Below are 22,913 nucleotides of genomic sequence, written 5' to 3'. Positions count from 1 at the left end.
TTAATGGCAACAAGAAGTAAAAACACAAGATCAAGATCCAAAAAATTAAATAATCAACAAAAAATTATTTATTTAGGGATATCTATTTTTTTACTTAGTTTATTTTTAATATTATTCATGCTAATACCAAAAACAGGTATTATTGGTAGGTATGTAAACAATTTTTTAAAAGGAGTATTTGGCTTTATGGGCAGGGTACTTCCTTTTATGCTATTATATTTTTCTTTTTGTTTTTTGTTTCCTAGTATGAGAAAAAATAGAAGAAAGTATATAGTACCAACTTTGTTTATATTTTTTGCTCTTATAATTATTTTTGATGTTATTCAAATTAAATATACTGATCTTAGCGATCACTTTAAACAAGCCTTAAAACTTTCAAATGATTTTAAAGGAGGAGGCTGGATTGGTGTTATACTTTCTCACCCAGTAAGACAAATCGCAGGAGATTTTGGAGCCTACTTACTATCAACAATACTTGTTTTTGTTGCAATATTTTTATCGTTCTCTGTGCAGAAGAAAGATGTTATAGATGGCACAGATGTTATAGCAGAGAAAATTGAAAACAGGATTAAGAAATCAGTTAATAATGTTAAAGACAGATCTAGGATTGTAAAAGATCCAGGCAAGGCTTTAGAATTAGATGATAGCTTAAATCAAGATATTGTTTTTAACGAAGAAGAGACAAGCGTTTCTAAAAATATTGATAGAATATTAAATATTGATGGGGAAAGTACCATAGTCAAAGATGCTGATAAAGGAGCAAACGAGGAATCAGAAGAAAAGAAGATTCCAATGTACACTAAGACTATTAAAACAAAAGGTCAAGATCCAATTGACCAGTTTTCTGTCTTGCCTGAAGATGATATCCAAGAAGAAAATGCTTATGTATTTCCTCCGCTGGAGCTATTATCTTTGCCACAAGGTAAAGCAGCTATAAATAAAGATATAATTGCTAGAAAATCTAAAATTATAGAGGATACTTTAGCTAGTTTTGGAATTGAAGTCAGTGTGGAGAGCATTAATAGAGGTCCAACTATAACTTGCTATGAATTAAAGCCTGCAACAGGTGTAAAAATAAGCAGGATTGTAAATCTTCAAGATGACCTTGCTATGGCCTTGGAAAGTAAAGATATCAGAATAGTTGCTCCAATTCCAGGTAAGAACAGGGTTGGAATAGAAACTCCAAATGATGTTAAAGAAACACTTTTCTTACGAGAAATACTAGAAACTGATGAATTTATAAATTCTAAAGACGAACTTCCTCTAGTTTTAGGGAAGGATATCACAGGTAAAACTATTATTTCATCCATTTCAGATATGCCACACTTGTTAATTGCAGGTGCTACTGGATCTGGTAAATCAGTTTGCATAAATTCAATAATTTTAAGTATAATTTATCACTCTACTCCTGAAAAAGTGAAATTTATTTTAATTGACCCAAAAGTTGTTGAATTAAGTGTTTATAATAACATTCCTCATCTATTAATTCCGGTTGTTACCGACTCAAGAAAGGCAAGTGTTGCTTTGGATTGGGCAGTAACAGAAATGGAAAGAAGATATGGACTCTTTGCAAAAATGGGCGCCAGAGATTTCAAGGGTTATAATGCCAAGGCTAAGGAAAGCGAAGATGCAGAGATCCTTAAAAAAATTGTTATAATTATAGACGAATTAGCAGATTTAATGATGGTTAGTGGTAAGGAAGTAGAAGAATCTATAGCTAGACTTGCACAAATGGCCAGAGCTGCAGGCATGCACTTAATTGTTGCTACCCAAAGACCCTCTGTTGATGTTATCACTGGTACGATTAAAGCGAATATTCCATCAAGAATTTCCTTTGCAGTATCATCTCAAATTGACTCAAGAACTATTTTAGATATGGCAGGAGCTGAAAAGCTTTTGGGTAGGGGAGATATGCTTTTCTTACCTGGTTCTGCATCAAGTCCAATGAGAATCCAAGGCACATTTGTATCGGATAAAGAAATCGAAAATATCATCGATTTTATTAAAGTTAATAATGACAGTCAAAAATATGATAAGGATGTTGTGGATGAGGTTCACAATGCACCTGATCCAAGTGAATCAGATTTCTTTGACGAATTATTTGAAGATGCTGTAATTTTAGTCGTAAAAGATAATCAGGGATCCATTTCCTATCTACAAAGGAAATTAAGAATAGGGTATTCTAGAGCGGCCAGAATTATTGATAGAATGGAAGAGTTGGGCATAGTTGGTCCTAGTGAAGGCAGCAAACCAAGGAAGGTCCTTATTAGTCTAGATCAAATCGATGAGGTCTTACATGGAAAGGAAAGTGCAAACGATGATTAATAAAGTTTATTTTCTTACCCTGGGATGCTCTAAAAACGATATAGATACAGAATGCATGATTTCTCTTTTGGATAAAAATAAATACGAGCATACCGAAAATTTTGATGAAGCTAATATTGTTATAATTAATACTTGCAGTTTTATATTAGATGCAAAAGAACAGTCTATTAATTCAATAATTGAGCTTGGAGAATTAAAAAATCAGACCTTTAAATATTTATTAGTTGCTGGCTGTTTGGGACAAAGATATCCAGAACAATTGCTTGATGAAATGGAAGAAATTGACGGGATAATTGGAACTGGTCAGATATCTAATATAAATGAAATTTTAGATTCTACAGTTAATGGCGAACGCAAAGCTTATGTAGGGTCGATAAATGCTCCTTACACCGAAAATGCATCAAGAAATGATTTTAAAGTGACTCAATACATTAAAATTTCTGAAGGCTGTAACAATCACTGCGCTTATTGCGTTATACCGTCTCTGCGCGGTCGAATGAGATCTAGACCAATAGAAAACATTTTAAATGAAGCAATATTTTTAGCTCAAAACGGTGTAAAAGAACTTATTTTAATCGCACAAAATACTAGTGAATATGGAACAGATATTTACGGGAAACCAATGCTTCATGAATTATTACATGAGTTAAATCAAATAGAAGACCTTCACTGGATTAGAATATTGTACATGTATTCAGAAGGTTTTTATGATGAATTAATAGATGCAATAGCTACATGTGCCAAGGTCGTTAAATATGTCGATATGCCTTTACAGCATATATCTGACGATGTTTTAAAAGCAATGAATCGGCATACTGATAAGAAAAGCATATGTGATTTGATTATAAAGCTAAGAAAGCGGATACCGAATATTGTTATCAGGTCTACATTTATAGTTTGTTTTTATAATGAAACCAGGGAAGATTTCGAAGAATTAAAAAAATTTATAGAAGAGTATAAACTTGATAGAATAGGTGCATTTTGTTATTCCTTAGAAGAGGGAACGAGGGCTTATAAGTATGGGGATCAGGTCAGCGAAGATGAGAAGCTATTAAGACAAAAAGAGCTTATGCTTCTACAGGCTGAAATTTCTGAAAGAAAACTTTGTAAAAAAGTAGGTTTAAGTATGGAATGCTTGATTGAAGATGAGACAGATGATGCTTATATAGGCAGAACTTATATGGATGCACCTGGTATTGATGGCTTAATATATATAAATAAAGATAAAGCTCTGAATATTGGCGAGTTTTATGATATAATTATTACTGGTAACGATAGTTACGATTTATATGGAAAGTTGGTGTTGGAAAAATGAATTTACCAAATAAGATCACTATAGCCAGGATGTTTTTAGTTCCTGTATTAATAGCTTTATATTATTTGCATCCTAATACTTATGCCCCTGCAATAATTTTTATTATTGCATCGCTTACTGATATGCTTGATGGATACCTTGCTCGTAAAAACAATCAAATAACGGCTTTTGGCAAATTTATTGACCCTCTTGCAGATAAAATTTTAGCAATTACCGCTCTTATTCTCTTTGTAGAAAGTAAGATACTTCCTGCTGTACCAGTTATAATCGTAATTTATAGGGAATTTGCTGTTAGCGGATTTAGATTAGTGGCTGCAAATAAAGGAATTACAATCGCTGCTGGAAAAACCGGAAAGATAAAAACAGCTTTACAGTTTATTGGAATTGCTATGATATTAATCTCTATGGGAGGAAACTTTAATCAACTTCTAAATATTGGTGTAATCACAATTTATCTAAGTGTTGTTATGACTGTGGTGTCATTTATCATTTATATTAAAGAAAACATTGAGGTGTTAAAATAAATACAATGGATGCTCTAGATTTAATATGTAAAGAAATCGTTGACACAGCAATTAAAAAAGAATTGACAATTTCAACTGCAGAGAGTTTTACAGCAGGCCTTATTGCTTCGTCTATAGCCAGAATTCCTGGTGCCTCAAATGTTTTATATGGTGGGGCAGTCACATATATGGTGGAAGCCAAAACAATGTTTTTAGGTATACCAAGAGATTATATAAACATTCACGGAGTAGTAAGTAAAAATGTTGCTAATCAAATGGCCATACAAATCAGAAAAAAAACTGTCTCTGACTTTGGTATTGGTACAACTGGTTATGCAGGTCCAGGCGAAGAAGCAGGTCATGTATTTGTATCAATAGCAGATGAGAACAAAGTTTATAATTTAGAGATGAATCTTTCTCTTTCAAGAAATATGGTTAGGTTAACTGCAAGTAAGGCAGTTTTGAAAAAATTATTAAGTATTATTAGAGAGGTGTAGAGTAATGAATGAAGAAAAACAAAAAGCGCTCGATAAAGCATTAGCGGACATAACAAAACAGTTTGGTAAAGGCTCTGTAATGAGGCTTGGAGAAAAAAACTCTATGAAAGTAGCCGCTATACCAACTGGAAGTATTGATTTAGACATTGCTTTAGGTATCGGTGGTATTCCTAGAGGAAGAATTATTGAAGTTTATGGCCCTGAATCATCAGGTAAAACAACAGTTAGTTTGCATATGATAGCAGAGGTTCAAAAACTAGGTGGAGTAGCTGCTTTTATTGATGCTGAGCATGCTCTAGATCCTGAATACGCACAAAAATTAGGTGTTGATATCGATAACCTTATAGTGTCCCAACCTGACTATGGTGAGCAAGCACTTGAGATTATGGAGTCTCTAGTTAGAAGTGGAGCTGTTGATTTAATCGTAGTCGACTCAGTTGCTGCACTTGTTCCTAAGGTAGAAATAGATGGAGAAATGAGTGACTTACAAATAGGTGCTCATGCTAGACTTATGAGTAAGGCTATGAGAAAATTAGCAGGCGCTATTAACATTTCAAAAACAACTTGTGTATTTATTAACCAAGTTCGTGAAAAAGTTGGCGTTATGTTTGGTAACCCAGAAACAACTACTGGTGGAAGAGCTTTAAAATTCTATTCTTCTGTTAGAATTGAAGTTAGAAGAAAAGAAACTATTAAAGATAAAGATGAATTTATTGGTTCAAGGACAGTTGCTAAAGTTGTTAAGAACAAGGTTGCACCTCCATTTAAAACTGCTGAATTTGATATTATGTACGGCGAAGGAATATCAAAAGCTGGCGATATTTTAACCGTTGCAGTAAAAAATGATCTCATTAAGAAGAGTGGAAGCTGGTTCTCTTATGAGGGTGACAATATTGGCCAGGGAGCTGAAAACGCAAAAGCTTGGCTGAAAGAAAATCCAGAGATAATGAAGCAACTTGATACACAAATTAGAGCAGCCTATGGTCTTGCTCAAGTGGATGCTAATCTAAACGAACCAAAAGAATCTGATGAATAAAATCAAGCATGATTAAGTTATTGTATTTTACAGATACACATATTAGATCTAATAATCCGTCCAGCCGTATCGACAATTATCAGGAAACTTTACTAAATAAATTTAGCGAAATTTCTAAGATTGGACATGAAGAAGATGTTGATTTTTATGTCCATGGAGGAGATATTGTCGATAGGCCGGACATACCAATTTTAACGATAAGGGCTTTTAATAAAGTTTTGCTAAGCTTTGAAAAGCCCATTTTTTTAGTTCCTGGAAACCATGATATTTATGCATACAATTTAAATAGCATTAATAGAACTGTCTTAGCATTATTGGAAGATTTGCATGTAATTAATATAATGATGGGTAAATACCCTGTATTTCTTTCAAAAGATGGCACTTCTCTGGAAATGAACTTTGTTCCATATACTTTTGACCTAGATACAGAAGATGGGAAAAAGTCATATATTATGGACACAAAAAAAGCTGATTTTTCGATTACATTTGCTCATGGCATGCTTATAGACAAGCCTTTTAAAATGATTGACCATACGCTAGTAGAGCAAATTAAAGATACAAAAGCAGATATAACCTTATCTGGCCATTATCATACAGGATTTTCATTACAGAAAATAGATGGAAAGTATTTTTATAATCCAGGCAGCGTTGCTCGTGTATCTGCATCAAAAGTTGAAATTTCACGTAAGCCCAAAGTGGTGATAATAGAACTAGAAAAAGAAAAAGAACCTGTTATTAGGGATATTTATCTAAAATCTGCTCCAGCAGGTGAAAATGTTCTTGATAGGACTATGATAGAAAAAGAAAAGTCTGAAAAGGTGGAGTATCAATCTTTAAAGTCACTTATTGAAAGCAATGCAAGTAGTGAGTATGTGAGTGTTAGAAAGATAATTGAAAATGTTGCAAAGGATGAAAACATAGATATCAATGTTAGGAATCATGCTCTAAAGTTAATTGAAGAGGTCGAGTTAAATGTATAGAAAAATAGCACAAATTAAAATTAACAATTTTCAATCTCACGAGAATTCAATTATAAAGCTCGATCCTGGTGTTAATGTTATAGTTGGCCGGACAGATTCTGGAAAATCTGCTGTCATTAGAGCTCTTAGGTGGGTGTTTTTTAACGAGCCCAGGGGCACAGACTTCATAAGGAAGGGCACAGATGCAGTATCAGTTGAGTTAACATATGATGATGGAACTATAGTAAGAAGGATAAGAAATAAAAAAGATAATGGCTATGAAATTGAGATTGATGGCCAGAGAGAATACTATTATGGAATTGGATCAGATGTGCCAGAAGAAGTTATGAAATTAACTGGGGTTAGAAAGGTTAAATTTTCAGAGAATAATGACCCTATAATGATTAACTTTCAAAATCAACATGATGGTGCATTTATGCTAAACGATAGCCCTGCCCAAAAGGCAAAGTCTATTGGTTACATATCAAATGTAAACATACTTGATGATGCCATTAGGCGCGCAAACCAGAAAGAACAACAGGCAAATCAAGCCAAAAAAAGATTTGAAGAGGAATTATTAACTAATAAGGATAAATTAAAAGAATTTGAAAACCTGGACACAGAGATAGCTAATTTTAATTTATTAAAAGCTAAGTTAGAAAGTATAAAAGAACTAAATCAGAAACTCGATAGGTACAGTTATTTAAATAAATATATAAATGACGTTGAGAAATCTATTAGTATTGGTGTAGAATATATTAAAAAATTCGATAACCTAGATAAATCTTTAGAAATTGCAACATCTATTATCGAAAATAATGATAATTTAAAATATAAGGATAATTTTTTATTAAAATATAGAAATATTTTAAAGGAAGAAAAAGAATTAAAAAAGACTCTATCATCCTTAGCTTATATAGATAAATATAAATCGGCCTATGAAAATCTTGTGTTGACAACTAACAAATACATTGGCAAAACTGTTTTATTAGCTAAATTATCAGAAAATAATAATCAAATAGAGTTATCAAACAATATTATTATAAAAACGTCAGGTATAGATGATATAAAGAGAAATATTTTAAATATTATAAATTTAAAGAATAAATATAATTTATATCGAGAACAAGATAAGGAAATTAAGTTCTTTATAAATGAAGAAAAACATATATTAAGGGGGATCGAGTCCTCGGATATAGAAAATATTAAGAGTCTCTATGAGAGTGCTGATAAACTTATGGATAGCTCTAATAAACTAAAAAATTTATACAGACAGTTATTAGACAATAATAAAGAATACTCAATTCTTGAAGAAGAATTAAAGTCTATAAATTTAGATATAGAAGAGAAGATGAATAAGTATATTGAACTTATATCCCTGTATAAAAAATGTCCTTTATGCGGATCAGATATTGATAATAAACATTTAGAGAATATAAAAAAGGAGTTTTATTATGAAATATGATGAGGAATTATTAGAAATTAAAAATCAATTGGAAAGAGCTCAGTCAAAAAGAGATACTGCTTTGGGTAGAATGGAGTCTTTAAAAATTCAAAAAGAAAAACTAACACAAGAAATTATTGATGCTGGATCAACTCCCGAAAGCCTAGAAGACGACATTAAAAGCCTTGAGAATGAAATTAATAAGCTAATCTTAGAATGCAAGGAACTAATGCCAAAGGATATATAATGGATGTTTTTACTATTATTGACTATGTAAATAGCAAAACAGATGAAATAAGCATAAAAAAAGCCCAGAGGGATAATTTAATAGAACAAAATGATTTTCTAAACAAAAAAATCTCTGAGCTTGAAGAAGAAATTACATTAAATCAAGCTGCTAGCTTGCTAATTAAAACTGCCTCTAGAAAGGCTAGAGCTCATGCTATAAATACTTGCGAAAATATTGTAACTGCCTGTCTTAGAGATGTATTTATGAATGATATGAAGTTTATAATAAAGGAATTCGAAGACAGGAAAACTCCTCAGATTGAGTTTTATTTGACCGATGAAAAAGGAGATGAATCAAATCTTACTCTTCCAACTGAATCCAGGGGTGGGGGAGTTGTTGATATAGTTGCCCTTGGCCTGAGAATTGCTATTAATCAATTATTGTATGGAGAAAATAACTTTGGTCCACTTGTTTTTGACGAACCTGCTAAATATGTAAGCTTAGATTATATTGGGAATGTAGGCTTGTTTTTAAAGCAGTTTTCTAAAGACTTTGATAGGCAAATAATAATGGTTACTCATGATGCTTATTTGTCAAATATTGGTGATAGTATATTTACTGTCGATAAAAATAATATGACTTCTGAAATAATAAAGGATTTTAATTAAGATAATAACGCTTTAATCATTGACAATTGATTAAAAAAGCTATACAATATATATAGAACTTGAAAAATTTAATAGAAAGGAGAGTTTTATGCCGATAACTTATTTTATCATATTACTCATCCTTTTTTCGGTAGTTTCTTGTTTCGCAGGTTATTACTTTCGCAAAAGAAATAGCGAAAAATTAATTGGTTCTGCGGAAGAATATTCAGAAAAATTAATTGAAGACGCAAAAAAAGAAAGCGAATCCATTCAAAAAGAAATGGTGCTTTCAGCTAAAGAAGAAATTCAGAAATCAAGAGAAGAATTGGATCAAGAAATCAAGGACAGAAGATCTGAAGTCGCTGTAACAGAAAAGAGACTTATTAAAAGAGAAGAAAACCTTGATAAAAAATATGATTCGTTATCGAAAAAAGAGGAAAAGTTAAATAACAAACTTAAAGAAGCAGATGAAAAAAATCTGCAGGCAGAAAATTTAGTACAAAAACAATCGGATGAACTTGAAAGAGTAGCTGGCTTAAGCAAAGAAGAAGCTAAGGCAGAATTAGTAGACGCACTAGAAAGTTATCTAATCCAAGAAAAAGCTCTTAGGATCAAGAAGATGGATGATGAGATTAAAGAGTATAGTGAAGAAAAATCTAAAGAGATTTTATCCCAAGCTATGCAAAGAATTGCATCTGACTATGTAAGTGAGACTACAGTAACTGTCGTTGATCTTCCAAATGATGATATGAAAGGTAGAATCATCGGAAGAGAAGGCAGAAATATTAGGGCTTTAGAAAGTCTTACAGGAGTTGACTTGATAATTGATGATACTCCAGGTGCAGTAGTCTTATCTAGCTTTGATCCCGTTAGAAGGGAAATTGCCAGAGTTGCTTTAACAAAGCTTGTTCAAGATGGAAGAATCCATCCAGCTAGGATCGAGGATGTTGTTGAAAAGTCCAAACAAGAAATCAACAAAGTAATTGTTGAAGAAGGAAATAGGGCAACGCTTGAAACCAATGTTCACGGTATAAACCCAGAGCTTCAAAAGTATCTAGGTAGATTAAAATACCGCACAAGCTACGGTCAAAACGTTCTAGAACACTCCATCGAAGTTGCTAATTTAGCTTATCTAATTGCTCAAGAAATCGGAGCTAATACTAAGATAGCCAGAAGAGGTGGTTTGCTTCACGACGTAGGTAAATCAGTCGATAGAGAACTTGAAGGAACTCACGTAGAACTAGGTGTAAGCTTGGCTAAACGCTACAAAGAATCAAAAGAAGTAATTCATTGTATTGAAGCTCACCACTTTGATGTTGAACCTCAAACAGTAGAAGCTTTTATAGTCCAAGTAGCGGATGCTATTTCAGCAGCTAGACCTGGAGCAAGAAGAGAAACCCTCGACAGTTATGTTAAACGCTTAGAAAAACTTGAAGAAATTGCAAATTCATTTGATGGAATTGAATCAAGTTTTGCTATTCAAGCTGGAAGGGAAGTTCGAATTCTAGTAAAACCTGACCAAGTAACTGATGATATGATGACTGTAATGGCCCACGATATTGCAAAGAGAATTGAAGATGAAATGCAATACCCAGGACAAATTAAAGTCAATGTTATTAAAGAAGTTAGAAAGTCAGATCTTGCAAAATAATTTAAACCTGTGTTTAATTACACAGGTTTTTTATTTTTTAAAATTAATGTTATATTCTTAACTTAATGGGGTATATTAGATAATGTGATGATAATAAATATCATCAGTGAAGATAAAATTTAAGGAGGATTAGATTAATGAAAGTATCAGACAAAGTTGTAAAAGCGTTAATTGACCAATATAATTTTGAAATTGAAAGTGGATATGTATACCTAGCAATGGTTCATGACTTAACCGAAAAGAATTGGGCAGGATTTGCTCACTTCATGGATCTTCAATCTAAAGAGGAATATGAACATGCAGAACGCTTCCAAAAGTTCATAGAAGAAATAGATGGAAGAATTGAATTAAAAGGAATTCCAGAACCTAAGAAAGAATACAAATCAGTTCTAGAAATCTTTAAAACAGCTCTAGAACATGAACAAGAAGTTACTTCAAGAATTGAAAAAATCTATGAATTAGCTCTTAAAGAAAAAAATTATGTCGTTGTTGACTTCTTAAAATGGTTCTTAAGCGAACAAGTTGAAGAAGAAGATACAATGAGAACAATTTGTGATACATTAGAACAACTTGGTGATTCATTTGCTTCACTCTACTTATTTGATAAGGAACTTGGCAGCAGGGAATAATTAAGAATTAAAAAAAGAAGCCTTAGGGCTTCTTTTTTGTAGAAAATATTAATAATTTTCAACAAATATTTCAAAGTGATCGATTGGGTGATCACAAGCTGGGCAAACCTTTGGTGGTTCTGTCCCTTCGTGTAAATAACCGCAGTTATTGCACTTCCAAATATAAACTTCTCCACGTTTAAAGACTTTGCCTTCTTCTATGTTTTCAATCAGTTTTCTGTATCTAGCTTCGTGTGCTTTTTCTGCAACTGCTACTGATTCAAATACTCTAGCAATCTTTTCAAAGCCTTCTTCACGGGCAACCTTAGCATATTCAGGATACATATCAGAATGTTCTTCTAATTCTCCATCTGCAGCAGCTTTTAGGTTTTCTAGAGTGTTTCCTAATTCTAGTGGAAACTCAGAGTTATTATCACCAAAGCTTAATGTTTGTCCTTGCATTGATTGGGTTAAAAATTTATAAAATCTCTTCCCATGTGCCTTTTCATTTTCAGCTGTTTCTAAAAAGATGTTTTGAATTTGAACATAACCATCTTTCTTTGCTTGAGATGCATAGTATTCGTATCTCATCTTTGCTTGACATTCCCCAATGAATGACCTAAGTAAATTTTCAGCTGTTTTAGTGCCTTCTAATTTCATTTTTTCCTCCTTATAAAATATGTTTGCATATATATTATAACATATTAGATAATCAAATTCCAGGAAAATAATGTTTTCTTACTATTTTTACTAAAATTATAATAAACACAGTATATTTAAGGCCTTAAATAACAGAAATGAGATTTAAGGCCTTAAATAGGCTATATTTTGATTTTTTTGAAAATCTAGTACAATTATATGTCTTGAATATAAAAAGTTCAAAATAAGGCATTTTAAAGCCTATGTTTTTTCTTAACTATATAAAATAATATAGAGAGGGGAGGTTCTATAATTTTTTAGACTTTAAAGCTAATAAATGAAAAATTTTATACATAATATAAATAATCAGTTTGAATAAGATTTAAATAAAGAAATTTTTTAGACATGACATATGAAAAATGTACAGTTGTATTTTTATAAAATAATAAGTTTAGATTTATATACAAGTTGCAAAACAAATCTAGAAAAATCATTTTTATTTAAAGTAGAAAAGGGGGTTGACAATATTAAGTGATTTGTATATAATAATAGATAAATAAATAACCGTACAAAATAGTTATTTTGTACGGTTAGGACATAGGGAGGAAAAAATGATCGCTAATAATGATATAATCAGGTCTAGCCAAGAATTTGCTGATGATAATACATCTGAATCTAATTCTAACAATAATGATAACCATATTAATAATATAGATGATATTGTTTTACCGATTATACTTGAAGATTATTTGTCATATATATCAACTATGAAAAATCATTCTAAAAATACTGTGCGTGAATATACTTATGATTTAATTTCTTTCTTACGCTTTATGCGCATCCGCAAAGAAAGATTAAAAGATATTCCTTTTGATGAAGTTGATATTTCAAATGTGGATGCAAATTTATTAAACTCAGTTGATATTAGAGATTTGGATGCATATTTAGCTTTTGCTAGTAATTATGGAAAATCCAAAGCTACAACTAGGTATAGAAAAATTGCTTCCTTGAGGTCTTTTTATAAGTATCTACATGAACGTATAAATGCAGTTGATGATAATCCAACATTAAAGCTTGAATATCCAAAGATTGATAGCAGATTGCCTGTATATTTAACTTTAAACGACACTTATAAACTCCTTCAAACCTGTGAAGATGTTGAGGGTCAAACTGGCAGAGATAAATACTTAAATAAGCGAGATTACGCAATATTAATGCTCTTTTTAAACTGTGGTTTACGACTATCAGAGCTAGTTGCTTTGGATATGGATTGTATTAATGAAGATAATTCTGTTAATATTATTGGTAAAGGCAATAAAGAACGGCAAGTTTATTTAAATGCCGCAACCTTAGATGCTGTTGAAGAATACTTAAAAATAAGGCCAAATAATGAGCAAACAGCGGATACTAAAGCCTTATTTATATCTAACAAGTTCAACCGCCTCAGCAAATCAGCTGTCCAAGAAGTGGTTAAAAAACGTGTGCGAATGGCTGGATTAGATGAAGAAAAATATTCTGTTCATAAGCTTAGACACACTGCAGCAACTTTGATGTATAAATATGGAGATGTTGATATACTTACTATAAAAGAGGTTTTAGGCCATTCAAATGTTGCTACAACGCAAATCTACACTCACTTAGATTCTGATATTATAAAACTAGCTACAGAAAAAAATCCTCTAAGTTCCTTTAATCCCAAGGAATAAATTCTATTTTAAAAGCTGTGTATAATTAAAATACACAGCTTTTTTTATTTTTTATAAAAACTTTTTAATACATTCATGAGTGCAATTTTTACATGTTCATATGTCAAGCCACCTTGATAATAGCCCGCATATGGCTCTCTCATAGGCGCATCAGCACTTAGCTCAATGCTGGATCCATCTATAAATGAAGGACTTGCCATAATTACCTGGTCTTCATATCCTGGCATGTCCCATGCTGTTGGAATCGCATGAGAATCAACAGCTCCAGCCTGTTGAATTGAAATTGCAAATTTTTTTAATAGGTCAGGATCTTTAAAGATAATAGTTTGAACTATATCACTTCTCTCCTCTCCTATTTTTGGAATAATTTCATATCCCCTGTTATAAAATACTCTTTGTATAAGTGTTGCTCCCTTAACACTTTGACAAACAATATGCGGTGCCAAAAACAATCCTTGAAGCGTCAATCTAGTTGTTCCAAATGATAAACCAACTTCTTTACCTATACCCGGAGCAGTTAATTCATTTGAACACCTGTCAACAAGATCAGCTCTTCCGACAATATAACCTCCAGAAAGTGCAATTCCACCACCTGGATTTTTAATTAATGATCCAGCAACTAGGTCAGCGCCAACATCTGAAGGCTCTAAGGTGTTAGTAAATTCACCATAACAATTATCTACAAAGATTATTATATCCTTGTTAAACTCTTTAATTTGCTTGATTATATCTGCTATTTCACTTATTGTAAAAGCTGATCGCAATGAATATCCTGTTGATCTTTGAATTGCAATTACTTTTGTATTGTCTTTAATTTTATTTTTTATATTTTCAAAAGACATTTTGTTTTTTTCATCTAACTTTGCAAAATCAATTTCAACGCCATTTTCCATTAAAGATCCTGCTACTTCACCAGTATAACCAATAGCCTTTTGCATGGTGTCATATGGGATATCAGATGCAAATAAAAGGCCGTCTCCGTGCTTTAGAATAGATTTAAGGCTAAGATATATGGCGTGGGTTCCTGAAGCAATACTTGGCCTTACAATAGCATCTTCAGTGTGAAAAATATTTCTGTATATGGCTTCAACCTTATCTCTACCAACATCTCCATATCCATAACCTGTTGTCCCCATAAAGTCAGAAGATCCAAGATATTCATCTTGCATCGCTTTTAAAACCTTGTATTGATTTTTAAAAGCTATCTCATTAAGCTTTTTAAATTCTTCTTGAATGCTCGCTTCAGCATTCTGTATTTCTTCTATTATATCTATATTAAAAATATCATCAATGTTTGACATTTATATCCTCCAATATTCTTTTAATTGTTTGTTCCTTATCATTGATACCAACATCAATAAATTTCGCCTTTTCATCGTTTCTAAACCAAGTTAGTTGCCTTTTTGCATAATTTCTTGAATGTTGTTTTATTAAGTTTATAGCCGTATCAAAGTCATAGACTCCATTTTTATATTTAACCAATTCTTTATAGCCGATAGCAGTCATAGATTGAGCATCATCTTTAACTCCTAATTTTTTTAAAGTTTCAAATTCATCCAATAGGCCATCTCTTACCATCTCATCAACTCTAGCATCAATATCCTTGTATAGGTCTTTCCTATCCCTCGTAAGAGCATACAGATACCATTCATACTTACCATTGTCAACACGAAATTGATTTTCTTTTTCAGAATATTTTTCATTTTTGCACAAAAAATACTCTAAGGCCCTGACATTTCTTTTGTAATCATTTAGGTGAAGCTTGTTATAAGATTCCTCATCAACATGCTTTAGAATTATTCTAATATACTCGATACCTCTTTCTTCTAACAAGTTATTAAGGATATTTCTGATATCTTCATCAGCATTATTATCATCAAAATTTAAATTATAGATTAAAGAGTTGATATACAGCCCTGTCCCCCCTACTACTATGGGTATTTTATTTTGGGCATGGAGCTTATCTATAATACCATAGGCCATTTCTCTATATTCTTTTACAGAAAAATTATCATTGGCCTCTACTATATCAATCATATGATGTTTAATACCTTGCATTTCCTCTTCGGTTACTTTTGCAGTTCCAATATTAAAACCCTTATATATTTGCATGCTATCAGCAGAAATTATTTCCGTATTTAGAATTTTTGCAAGTTCTATTGCTAAAGAACTCTTACCCACTCCTGTTGGCCCGCTTATTAGTATTAATTTATTCATAATAAAACCTCCTAACAAACTCTTCGGCCGGCAGAATTTTAAATATAGGCTGCCCACTTGGAGATGTGTAAGGTTCATTTGATAATAATAATTTATCCAATATATTTTTCCCTGTTATGTCATTAAAAAACGGATCAGCATTAGCGGCTATCAAGCTCACCCTCTTTATTAGATTAGGTAGAACGAGTTTTTTATCCTTCGATACATCTTTAATAATATTAATTAAATCATCCTCTTTAAAATAGTCAGTTAAATATGATGGAATCCCTCTTAACAAAAAACTATCTTTACCCAATGCTGTAAGATCAAACCCAAGCTCAAGCATCAAATCTAAATTATTGTTAATAAACTCGGCATCATTATAATCAAACTTGTAGACTATAGGCTCTAAAAATCCTTGTATTGGTACATTTTTTTTGCTTATATCCTCGGTATAGAGATCATAAAAATTTCTAGCTAATGCATGCCGTAAATCCATTAATATCAATAAATTATTAGGCCTATTTTCAATTAAGAGGTATTTTTTTATAATAACACCTACCACTTTATTAAAACTGCCTATTTGTTTATCTGGAAATATATTATTTAAATCTATTACACTATTGGGCTCATAATTTGTTTCGTTTTCATGGACGATTATATTTGGAACAGAAATATTGAGTTCATTTTGTATATAAGGAATATATGAATCTTCTTTATTTTCTATATCAGATGGTACAATGACTTCTCTTTCTGTTGGTATATCGATAGAAATCTCTTCTTCTTTGACCTTGCTAGTATTAAGATCTTCTTTTTCATAAATTCTAAACTCTATAGAATCATCATCTTGATTGCTATAAAAAGAAAATTTATTAGACTCATCTAATGAATTTGATATAGTAGATTTTATTTTACTAATTAAATCTTCATTAAATGTTATCTTTACATATTTTTTAGATGGATGAATATTCACATCGACTTCATTTTTATCTACATCAATGAATAAAAAAAATAAGGGATGCTTAGTATTGGGTATTTTACCAAAGTATTGACTTTCAACCGCCTTTGATAGCTCTTCATTATAAACAATCCTATTATTTATAAATATCATTTGATTAGAAGTATTATTGGAATATAAATTAGAATTTGAAATATAACCATTTATACGACCAGATTTTGCTTCAATTATATCTTTAACAACATTCTTTCCAAAAACTTCAAAGATTGCTTGTTTTAAATCATTTGATCCAGATGTATTTAATAAAACTCTAGAATTAGAAACAAGTTTAAAAGCCACTTGAGGATATCCAATTGCAAAGCGTTCTATCAAAGACCTAATGCGATTTTCTTCTGTCCTGTCACTTGCCAATAGTCGTCTTCTAACAGGCATATTTCCAAACAAATCCTCTACTATTAAGCTTGTACCTTGATTTGCAACAGCATTTGCTTTGTTAATAAAATTTCCGTATTCATATTGAATCCTATAGGCTTCCTCTCCTTGAACTTTACTGACAAGACTTGCTTTTGAAACACTTGCAATCGAATTTAAGGCCTCTCCTCTAAAACCACAAGAATTAAGATTATATATTTCATCAAAAGAATAAATCTTTGATGTGCAATGTTTTTTAAAAGCATAATCCAAATCATCATAACTTATGCCAATCCCATTATCAGTTACCCTTATATAATCTTTACCTCCAGACTTAATATCTATTAATATAGAAGTGCTCTTAGCATCTATTGAGTTTTCTACAGCTTCTTTAATTACAGATTCTGGTCTTTCTATAACCTCACCGGCTGCAATTTTTTCAATTGTATCCTGAGAAAGTTCTCTAATTTTATTCATAGATATCATCCTTTATTTCATACAAAAACTTTAATGCATCTATAGGTGACATTTTATCAGGCACTAGATCTCTAATTTTTTTGATAATCTTATCTTCATTATCGTTTTGATTTTTGAACTTGCCCTCAGGCTTTTGATCATTAGCTAAAAAAGTAAATTGTGCGTACGAATTATCGCTTGCTTTGCTGGTGTTTGCAAAAGTTTCTTGATAGTGTTCGGCAATATCAGTTAGCGAATTAGGTAGTCCAGCTAATTTAGCAACATGAATACCATAGGATTTATTAGTAACCCCTGGCTTTACCTTGCGTAAAAACAAAATCTCGTCATTATTTTCTCTTATATCAAGTGTGAGATTAAATACGTGTGGAAGTTTATCTTCAAGCTCAGATAATTCTTGATAATGAGTAGAAAACATTGTTTTTGCACCAATTTCTTTTACTATATACTCCATAAGAGCAAAGGCAATGGACATGCCATCATAAGTGCTCGTTCCCCTGCCAACTTCATCTAATAATATCAAAGAATCTTTGCTTGCATTGTTTAAAATATTACTTACCTCTGTCATCTCGACCATAAAAGTAGATTTGCCTTGATTTAAAGCATCGCTTGCACCTATCCTTGTAAAGATATTATCTATTATACATAAATTAGCACTATCAGCTGGTATAAATGATCCGATTTGTGCAAGGATTTGATTTAAGGCAATAGTCCTCATATAAGTTGATTTACCACTCATGTTTGGACCAGTTATAATTGCATACCTATTTTCCATGTCAAAGTATGCATCATTTGGAATAAAGTCTTCAAGTGAAGTATTTAATTCAACTACAGGGTGTCTGCAGGCCTTTAGTTCCGTAAGACCACTTGTATTAAAGTTTGGCCTTACATATCCATTTAACCTTGCTGTCTCTGCTAATGATAACAGAGCATCTAAACTTGCAAGACTTTCTGCAAGTAATTTTAAAGAAGAAATGCTTGGTATTATGGAAACTAAAATTTGATCGTATAGTTCTTTTTCAAGTTCTAAAGCTTCTTTTGAAGCATTTAATATCTTGTACTCTATCTCAGACAGATCATTAGTCATATATCTCTCTACATTTTTTAAAGTTTGAATTCTTCTAAAATATTCAGGGACATTTTCAATCTGACCTTTTGAAACCTCAATAAAATATCCAGTTACTTTATTGTATTTTACTCTTAAATTTTTTATACCAGATTCTTCTTTTAGTTTATTTTCATAATCTAAAAGTAAATTTTCTGAATGTCTGGACCTACCTTTTATTTCATCCAGTTCACTATTATATCCATCTCTTATACAATCTCCATCATTAATAGAGTTTGGAGGTTCATCAACTATTGATTCATCAATTAAATAAAATATAGATTCATTTGAATCAATTTTAATGGTATCAAAAGCCTTAGACTCAAAAGATGAGATAATTTCTTTAATCCTTGGGACAACACCCAAACTGGTCTTTAAATTAATCAAGTCTCTTGGACCTGCAATCTTTGCAACTATTTTAGAAACAATTCTTTCAATATCAGATACATAATCCAATAAATCCCTGATATTTTCAGATGTAATTGGATCAGAATAAAAACATTCAACGATATCAAGTCTTGTATTAATTTGGTTTATATCTAGAAGTGGTCGCTCAACCATACTTTTAAGCATGCGTGAGCCTTTAGAGGTCACCGTCTTATCTAATACATTTAATAAAGATCCCTTCTTGCTATTATCAAAAATAGTTTTTATTATTTCAAGATTTTTTATAGCTATGTCATCTAATCCCATATAAGCATTGATTGAAATCCTTGAAACAGAATTTATATGTCCTAACTTCGTATTTTTATTTTCAATCAAATATTGAAATAGCATAAACATAGAGTTCGTTTCAAAATCATTAAAACTCTCATAGTTATCTAAGCCAACAATATCATCAACTAGATCTTTAAGGTCCTTAAAAGTCTTTTTATTATAAGCATTATCATATATTGCATTAAATTTTTCTTTTGAAAGCTTCTCATATAATAATTGTTCATTTACTATAATCTCTTTTGGATCAAATTTATTTAATTCACTATATAAATTTTTAAAATCATTAATTTCAAACTCTTCAAGCATTAGCTCTCCAGTTGAAATATCACAAAAACTAGCTCCAATTTTATCCTCTACATAAATTGAAGCTATAAAATTATTTTCACTATTATTTAAATATCCATCATCCAGGATTGTGCCAGGAGTAAAGACCTTCACAATTCCTCTTTCTACCAATCCTTTCGAATTAGCAGGATCTTCTAATTGCTCACAGATTGCAACCTTATACCCTTCGGCTATTAAATTTTTTATATACTGAGTCGCAGAATGATACGGTACACCGCACATGGGTGCACGTTCTTCAAGACCACAGTCCCTTCCTGTCAGTGCCAAGCCTAATATCTTTGAAGCCACAATGGCATCATCAAAAAACATCTCATAAAAATCACCCAATCTATAGAAAAGGATCGTATCCATACACTCTTTTTTAATTTTTGCATACTGTTTCATCATTGGTGTTAAATTATTAATATCAATGTTTTTTAATGAAATCATTATCTTACCTCTTTACCATAACTTGTAAATGTGTTTACCTTATCAACCTCAACGGTTAAAATTCTGCCAATATCATCCTTAGAGCCTTCAAAAACAATAGTCCTACCGTACTCGTTTCTGCCTTCTATTGTTGCGTTATCTTCGTTATAACTCTCTACTAAAACCTCATATCTCTTACCCACCGTATCCTCGTGGTTTTTTAACTGTATATCATTCATCAAATCTGTCAACCTGTCAAACCTATCTTTAACAACATCTTTATCCAGTGGCTTTAATCTTGCTGCTGGCGTATTAGGCCTAGGTGAAAATATAAATGTAAATGCAGAATCATATCTTACCTCTTTAATTATATCCAAGGTCCTCTCAAAATCTTCTTCAGTTTCTGTTGGATATCCAACAATTATATCAGTTGAAAAAGAAATATCTGGCCTTACCTGCTTAGCATAATCTATAATTTTTAAATATTTTCCAGTATCATAGTGCCTATTCATATCTTTTAAAACTTTGTCCGAACCAGATTGAATAGGTAAATGTAGCTGGGGCATTAAATTATTAACTGATGAATAACAATCCAAAAACTCCTCACTTATATCTCTTGGGTGCGGAGTCATAAACCTAATTCTTTTTAAATCTCTAATCTGCCCTAGCTCTTTTAATAGTCCTGCAAAATTAGTGCCATCTTTAAATATCTTACCATAGGAGTTTACGTTTTGCCCTAAAAGCATAACCTCTTTTACGCCATCGTTAACTAAAAATTTAACTTCATCCACTATATCTTTTTGTAATCTAGAGGTTTCTCTCCCCCTTGTGTACGGAACAATACAGTAAGTGCAAAAATTATTACAACCATAAGTAATATTTACAAAGCTTTTAAATTTAAAAGGTCGTATTGCATTAAATGTCTTGTCAATATAATCGTTTTCTTCTTTTATTTCTACAACAGTTTTTCCCGTCTCTAAATATTCTCTTATAAAAGTATCAATCTTATCAATATTATTAGTACCAAAAATTATATTAACATTTTTATACTTTTCTAAAATTGTATTTCTAATCTCTTCGGATTGCATCATGCAACCGCATACGCAAATAATCTTGCCATCAAAATGAGAATCGCCTTTAAGCCAGCCCAAATTTCCATAAACCTTGTTCTCAGCATTCTTTCTGATAGCACAAGTATTAAAAATTATTAAATCAGCATCTCTAAGCTCATCTGTATATGAGTATCCCATATCTTCAAGTTTATGGGCTAAAATTTCTGAGTCATGCTCATTCATTTGACAACCATATGTTTTAATAATGTATTTCAAAATATCACCTAACTAAATAAAGCTGCCTATAGATATAGGCAGCTTCTCAAAATTAAAATTTATTCTTCTGTATCATCTGATTCAGCTTGAGCCATTTTCTTAAGTTCGCCAAGAACTTCACTATCGAAAAGTGGATTATCAATAGGATTTGTTTCTACTTTTTCTTCCTTTGGAGCTTCTTCTTTAGCTCTTTCTTTTCTTGGACGACGTTCTCTTTGTGGCTTTTCAGGTTCAACTAAAGCTCTCATGCTTAATGAAACCTTCTTATCTTCATCCTTAATGTCTACAATTTTGGCTTCTACTTCTTGACCAATATTAAGAACATCTGATGGCTTTTCAATGTGTTCTACACAAATTTGTGAAATGTGTACAAGACCATCAATTCCATCGCCAACGTTAACAAATGCACCGAAATCTGGCATTGAAACAACTGTTCCTTTGATGGTATCACCAACTTTGTAGTTGCTTGTGAAAGTTACCCATGGATCTTCTTTTAATTGTTTGATTCCTAATGAAACTCTTTCTTTTTCTTGATCGATGTCTAAAATTTTAACTTCAATTTCATCGCCAACATTTAAAAGTTCTTTAGGGCTTCTAATCCTACCCCAGCTCATGTCACTTATATGAATCAAACCATCTACAGGCCCTAATTCAATAAATGCACCAAAGTTTGTAAGTCTAGCAACTTTACCAGTTCTAACTTGTCCAACTTCGATTTGATTCCAAAATTCATCTTTTTCTTTTTGAATTCTTTCACGTTCAATCTCACGTCTAGATATGATTGCTCTTCTTCTAGATTTGTCAAAATCAATAAGTTCAACTTCTACAGTTTGACCTACTAGACCTGAGAGATTCCTTCTAAATCTGTCATAAGCATGGCTTGCAGGCATAAATAACCTAGCACCTTCATAGTCAGCTACTAAACCCTTGTTAACTTCTTCCTTGATAAGAACATTAAGATGTTCTTTAGCTTCAAATTTTGCTTCTAAATCATCCCATGCCTTAACATCTTTAATTCTTCTTAAGCTTAATACTACATTACCTTCGCCATCGTCAACCTTAACAACGTAAACGTCGATTTGGTCTCCAGCTTTAAAATGTTCTCTTGGGTCTTCAATATCTTCTGGCATTTCATCACGATTAATAATTCCATCTGATCTGAAATTAATATTAACCATAATTTGATTGTCAGTTACATATAGAATTTCTCCCGGTACAATCTGTCCTCTTCTGATGCGAGTAAATGTGTCTTCAATTTGTTGCATCATCGCATCTTGGTCTGTAGGTTGAACTGTTGTGTTTGACAATTCACTTTCGTCGTTTGAAACATTTGTGTTTAATTCATTTGTGTTCATAGTATCTCTCCTTCAATATCTTTTTTGATTCTGTTACTGTGTCAGTAGGATTTGTCA

Annotated in this window: 19 protein-coding genes; 12 read left to right on the top strand and 7 right to left on the bottom strand. The window is 31.7% G+C overall.

Translation table 11 applies throughout. The features are described 5' to 3' along the window. Positions 1-3: 3 nt before the first annotated feature. The 11 genes from CUU59_RS03785 to CUU59_RS03735 all read left to right on the top strand — a co-directional run bounded on the left by CUU59_RS03785 (position 4) and on the right by CUU59_RS03735 (position 11,235). A complete protein-coding gene (locus tag CUU59_RS03785; RefSeq protein ID WP_099950671.1) occupies positions 4-2,325 on the top strand; it encodes a DNA translocase FtsK 4TM domain-containing protein in 2,322 nt (773 codons plus the stop codon). Continuing rightward, positions 2,297-3,640, top strand: a complete 1,344-nt coding sequence (gene rimO / locus CUU59_RS03780) for a 30S ribosomal protein S12 methylthiotransferase RimO (protein ID WP_245870546.1) — start codon at positions 2,297-2,299, stop codon at positions 3,638-3,640. Before CUU59_RS03785 ends, rimO begins: the two co-directional genes overlap by 29 nt. Further along, positions 3,637-4,164: a CDP-diacylglycerol--glycerol-3-phosphate 3-phosphatidyltransferase gene (pgsA, locus tag CUU59_RS03775; RefSeq protein WP_099950670.1), complete on the top strand. Its 528-nt coding sequence runs from the start codon at positions 3,637-3,639 to the stop codon at positions 4,162-4,164. Before rimO ends, pgsA begins: the two co-directional genes overlap by 4 nt. 5 nt (positions 4,165-4,169) lie before the next feature. Next, positions 4,170-4,640, top strand: a complete 471-nt coding sequence (locus tag CUU59_RS03770) for a CinA family protein (RefSeq protein WP_099950669.1) — start codon at positions 4,170-4,172, stop codon at positions 4,638-4,640. A gap of 4 nt (positions 4,641-4,644) precedes the next feature. Further along, a complete protein-coding gene (recA, locus tag CUU59_RS03765; RefSeq protein ID WP_099950668.1) occupies positions 4,645-5,676 on the top strand; it encodes a recombinase RecA in 1,032 nt (343 codons plus the stop codon). An 8-nt stretch (positions 5,677-5,684) separates the two neighbouring features. Continuing rightward, the gene (locus CUU59_RS03760) at positions 5,685-6,656 is read left to right on the top strand and encodes a metallophosphoesterase family protein (protein WP_099950667.1); all 972 of its coding nucleotides are present in this window, start codon (positions 5,685-5,687) and stop codon (positions 6,654-6,656) included. Next, a complete protein-coding gene (locus CUU59_RS03755) occupies positions 6,649-8,100 on the top strand; it encodes an AAA family ATPase (RefSeq protein ID WP_099950666.1) in 1,452 nt (483 codons plus the stop codon). The genes CUU59_RS03760 and CUU59_RS03755 overlap by 8 nt, the downstream gene beginning before the upstream one ends. Beyond that, positions 8,090-8,326, top strand: a complete 237-nt coding sequence (locus tag CUU59_RS03750; protein WP_099950665.1) for a hypothetical protein — start codon at positions 8,090-8,092, stop codon at positions 8,324-8,326. Before CUU59_RS03755 ends, CUU59_RS03750 begins: the two co-directional genes overlap by 11 nt. Continuing rightward, complete coding sequence (locus CUU59_RS03745; protein ID WP_099950664.1) at positions 8,326-8,976, top strand: ATPase; 651 nt, start codon at positions 8,326-8,328, stop codon at positions 8,974-8,976. Before CUU59_RS03750 ends, CUU59_RS03745 begins: the two co-directional genes overlap by 1 nt. Before the next feature lie 88 nt (positions 8,977-9,064). After that, positions 9,065-10,606 carry a ribonuclease Y gene (gene rny, locus CUU59_RS03740; RefSeq protein ID WP_099950663.1) on the top strand — a complete coding sequence of 514 codons (1,542 nt, stop codon included), beginning with the start codon at positions 9,065-9,067 and terminating at the stop codon, positions 10,604-10,606. Positions 10,607-10,743: 137 nt separating this feature from the next. Continuing rightward, positions 10,744-11,235 (top strand): ferritin, encoded by a 492-nt coding sequence (locus CUU59_RS03735; protein ID WP_099950662.1) that lies wholly within the window; start codon positions 10,744-10,746, stop codon positions 11,233-11,235. A 48-nt stretch (positions 11,236-11,283) separates the two neighbouring features. Here the strand turns inward: CUU59_RS03735 and rbr are convergent, their stop codons facing one another. Next, a complete protein-coding gene (gene rbr / locus CUU59_RS03730) occupies positions 11,284-11,874 on the bottom strand; it encodes a rubrerythrin (RefSeq protein ID WP_099950661.1) in 591 nt (196 codons plus the stop codon). A 590-nt stretch (positions 11,875-12,464) separates the two neighbouring features. Between rbr and CUU59_RS03725 the strand changes: the two genes are divergently transcribed. Then, complete coding sequence (locus tag CUU59_RS03725) at positions 12,465-13,559, top strand: tyrosine recombinase XerC (protein ID WP_099950660.1); 1,095 nt, start codon at positions 12,465-12,467, stop codon at positions 13,557-13,559. Between the two features lie 44 nt (positions 13,560-13,603). Here CUU59_RS03725 and CUU59_RS03720 read toward each other — a convergent pair whose 3' ends face one another. The 6 genes from CUU59_RS03720 to rpsA are packed head-to-tail and all read right to left on the bottom strand — an operon-like array spanning position 13,604 to position 22,856. Beyond that, a complete protein-coding gene (locus tag CUU59_RS03720; protein WP_099950659.1) occupies positions 13,604-14,860 on the bottom strand; it encodes a methionine gamma-lyase family protein in 1,257 nt (418 codons plus the stop codon). Next, complete coding sequence (miaA, locus tag CUU59_RS03715) at positions 14,847-15,776, bottom strand: tRNA (adenosine(37)-N6)-dimethylallyltransferase MiaA (protein WP_245870545.1); 930 nt, start codon at positions 15,774-15,776, stop codon at positions 14,847-14,849. The genes CUU59_RS03720 and miaA overlap by 14 nt, the downstream gene beginning before the upstream one ends. Then, positions 15,769-17,601, bottom strand: a complete 1,833-nt coding sequence (gene mutL, locus CUU59_RS03710) for a DNA mismatch repair endonuclease MutL (protein ID WP_169922848.1) — start codon at positions 17,599-17,601, stop codon at positions 15,769-15,771. The genes miaA and mutL overlap by 8 nt, the downstream gene beginning before the upstream one ends. After that, the gene (gene mutS, locus CUU59_RS03705; RefSeq protein WP_099950657.1) at positions 17,594-20,194 is read right to left on the bottom strand and encodes a DNA mismatch repair protein MutS; all 2,601 of its coding nucleotides are present in this window, start codon (positions 20,192-20,194) and stop codon (positions 17,594-17,596) included. The genes mutL and mutS overlap by 8 nt, the downstream gene beginning before the upstream one ends. Further along, complete coding sequence (gene miaB / locus CUU59_RS03700; RefSeq protein WP_245870544.1) at positions 20,194-21,501, bottom strand: tRNA (N6-isopentenyl adenosine(37)-C2)-methylthiotransferase MiaB; 1,308 nt, start codon at positions 21,499-21,501, stop codon at positions 20,194-20,196. The genes mutS and miaB overlap by 1 nt, the downstream gene beginning before the upstream one ends. 59 nt (positions 21,502-21,560) lie before the next feature. Beyond that, on the bottom strand, positions 21,561-22,856 hold the full coding sequence (gene rpsA, locus CUU59_RS03695; RefSeq protein WP_099950656.1) for a 30S ribosomal protein S1: 1,296 nt from the start codon (positions 22,854-22,856) through the stop codon (positions 21,561-21,563). Positions 22,857-22,913: the final 57 nt, after the last annotated feature.

Origin of the sequence: Ezakiella peruensis (genome assembly GCF_900215725.1) — a bacterium.
Lineage (GTDB): Bacteria > Bacillota > Clostridia > Tissierellales > Peptoniphilaceae > Ezakiella > Ezakiella peruensis.
Note: the sequence above shows the minus strand (reverse complement) of the source record. Positions and strands in the feature narration are given on the sequence as shown.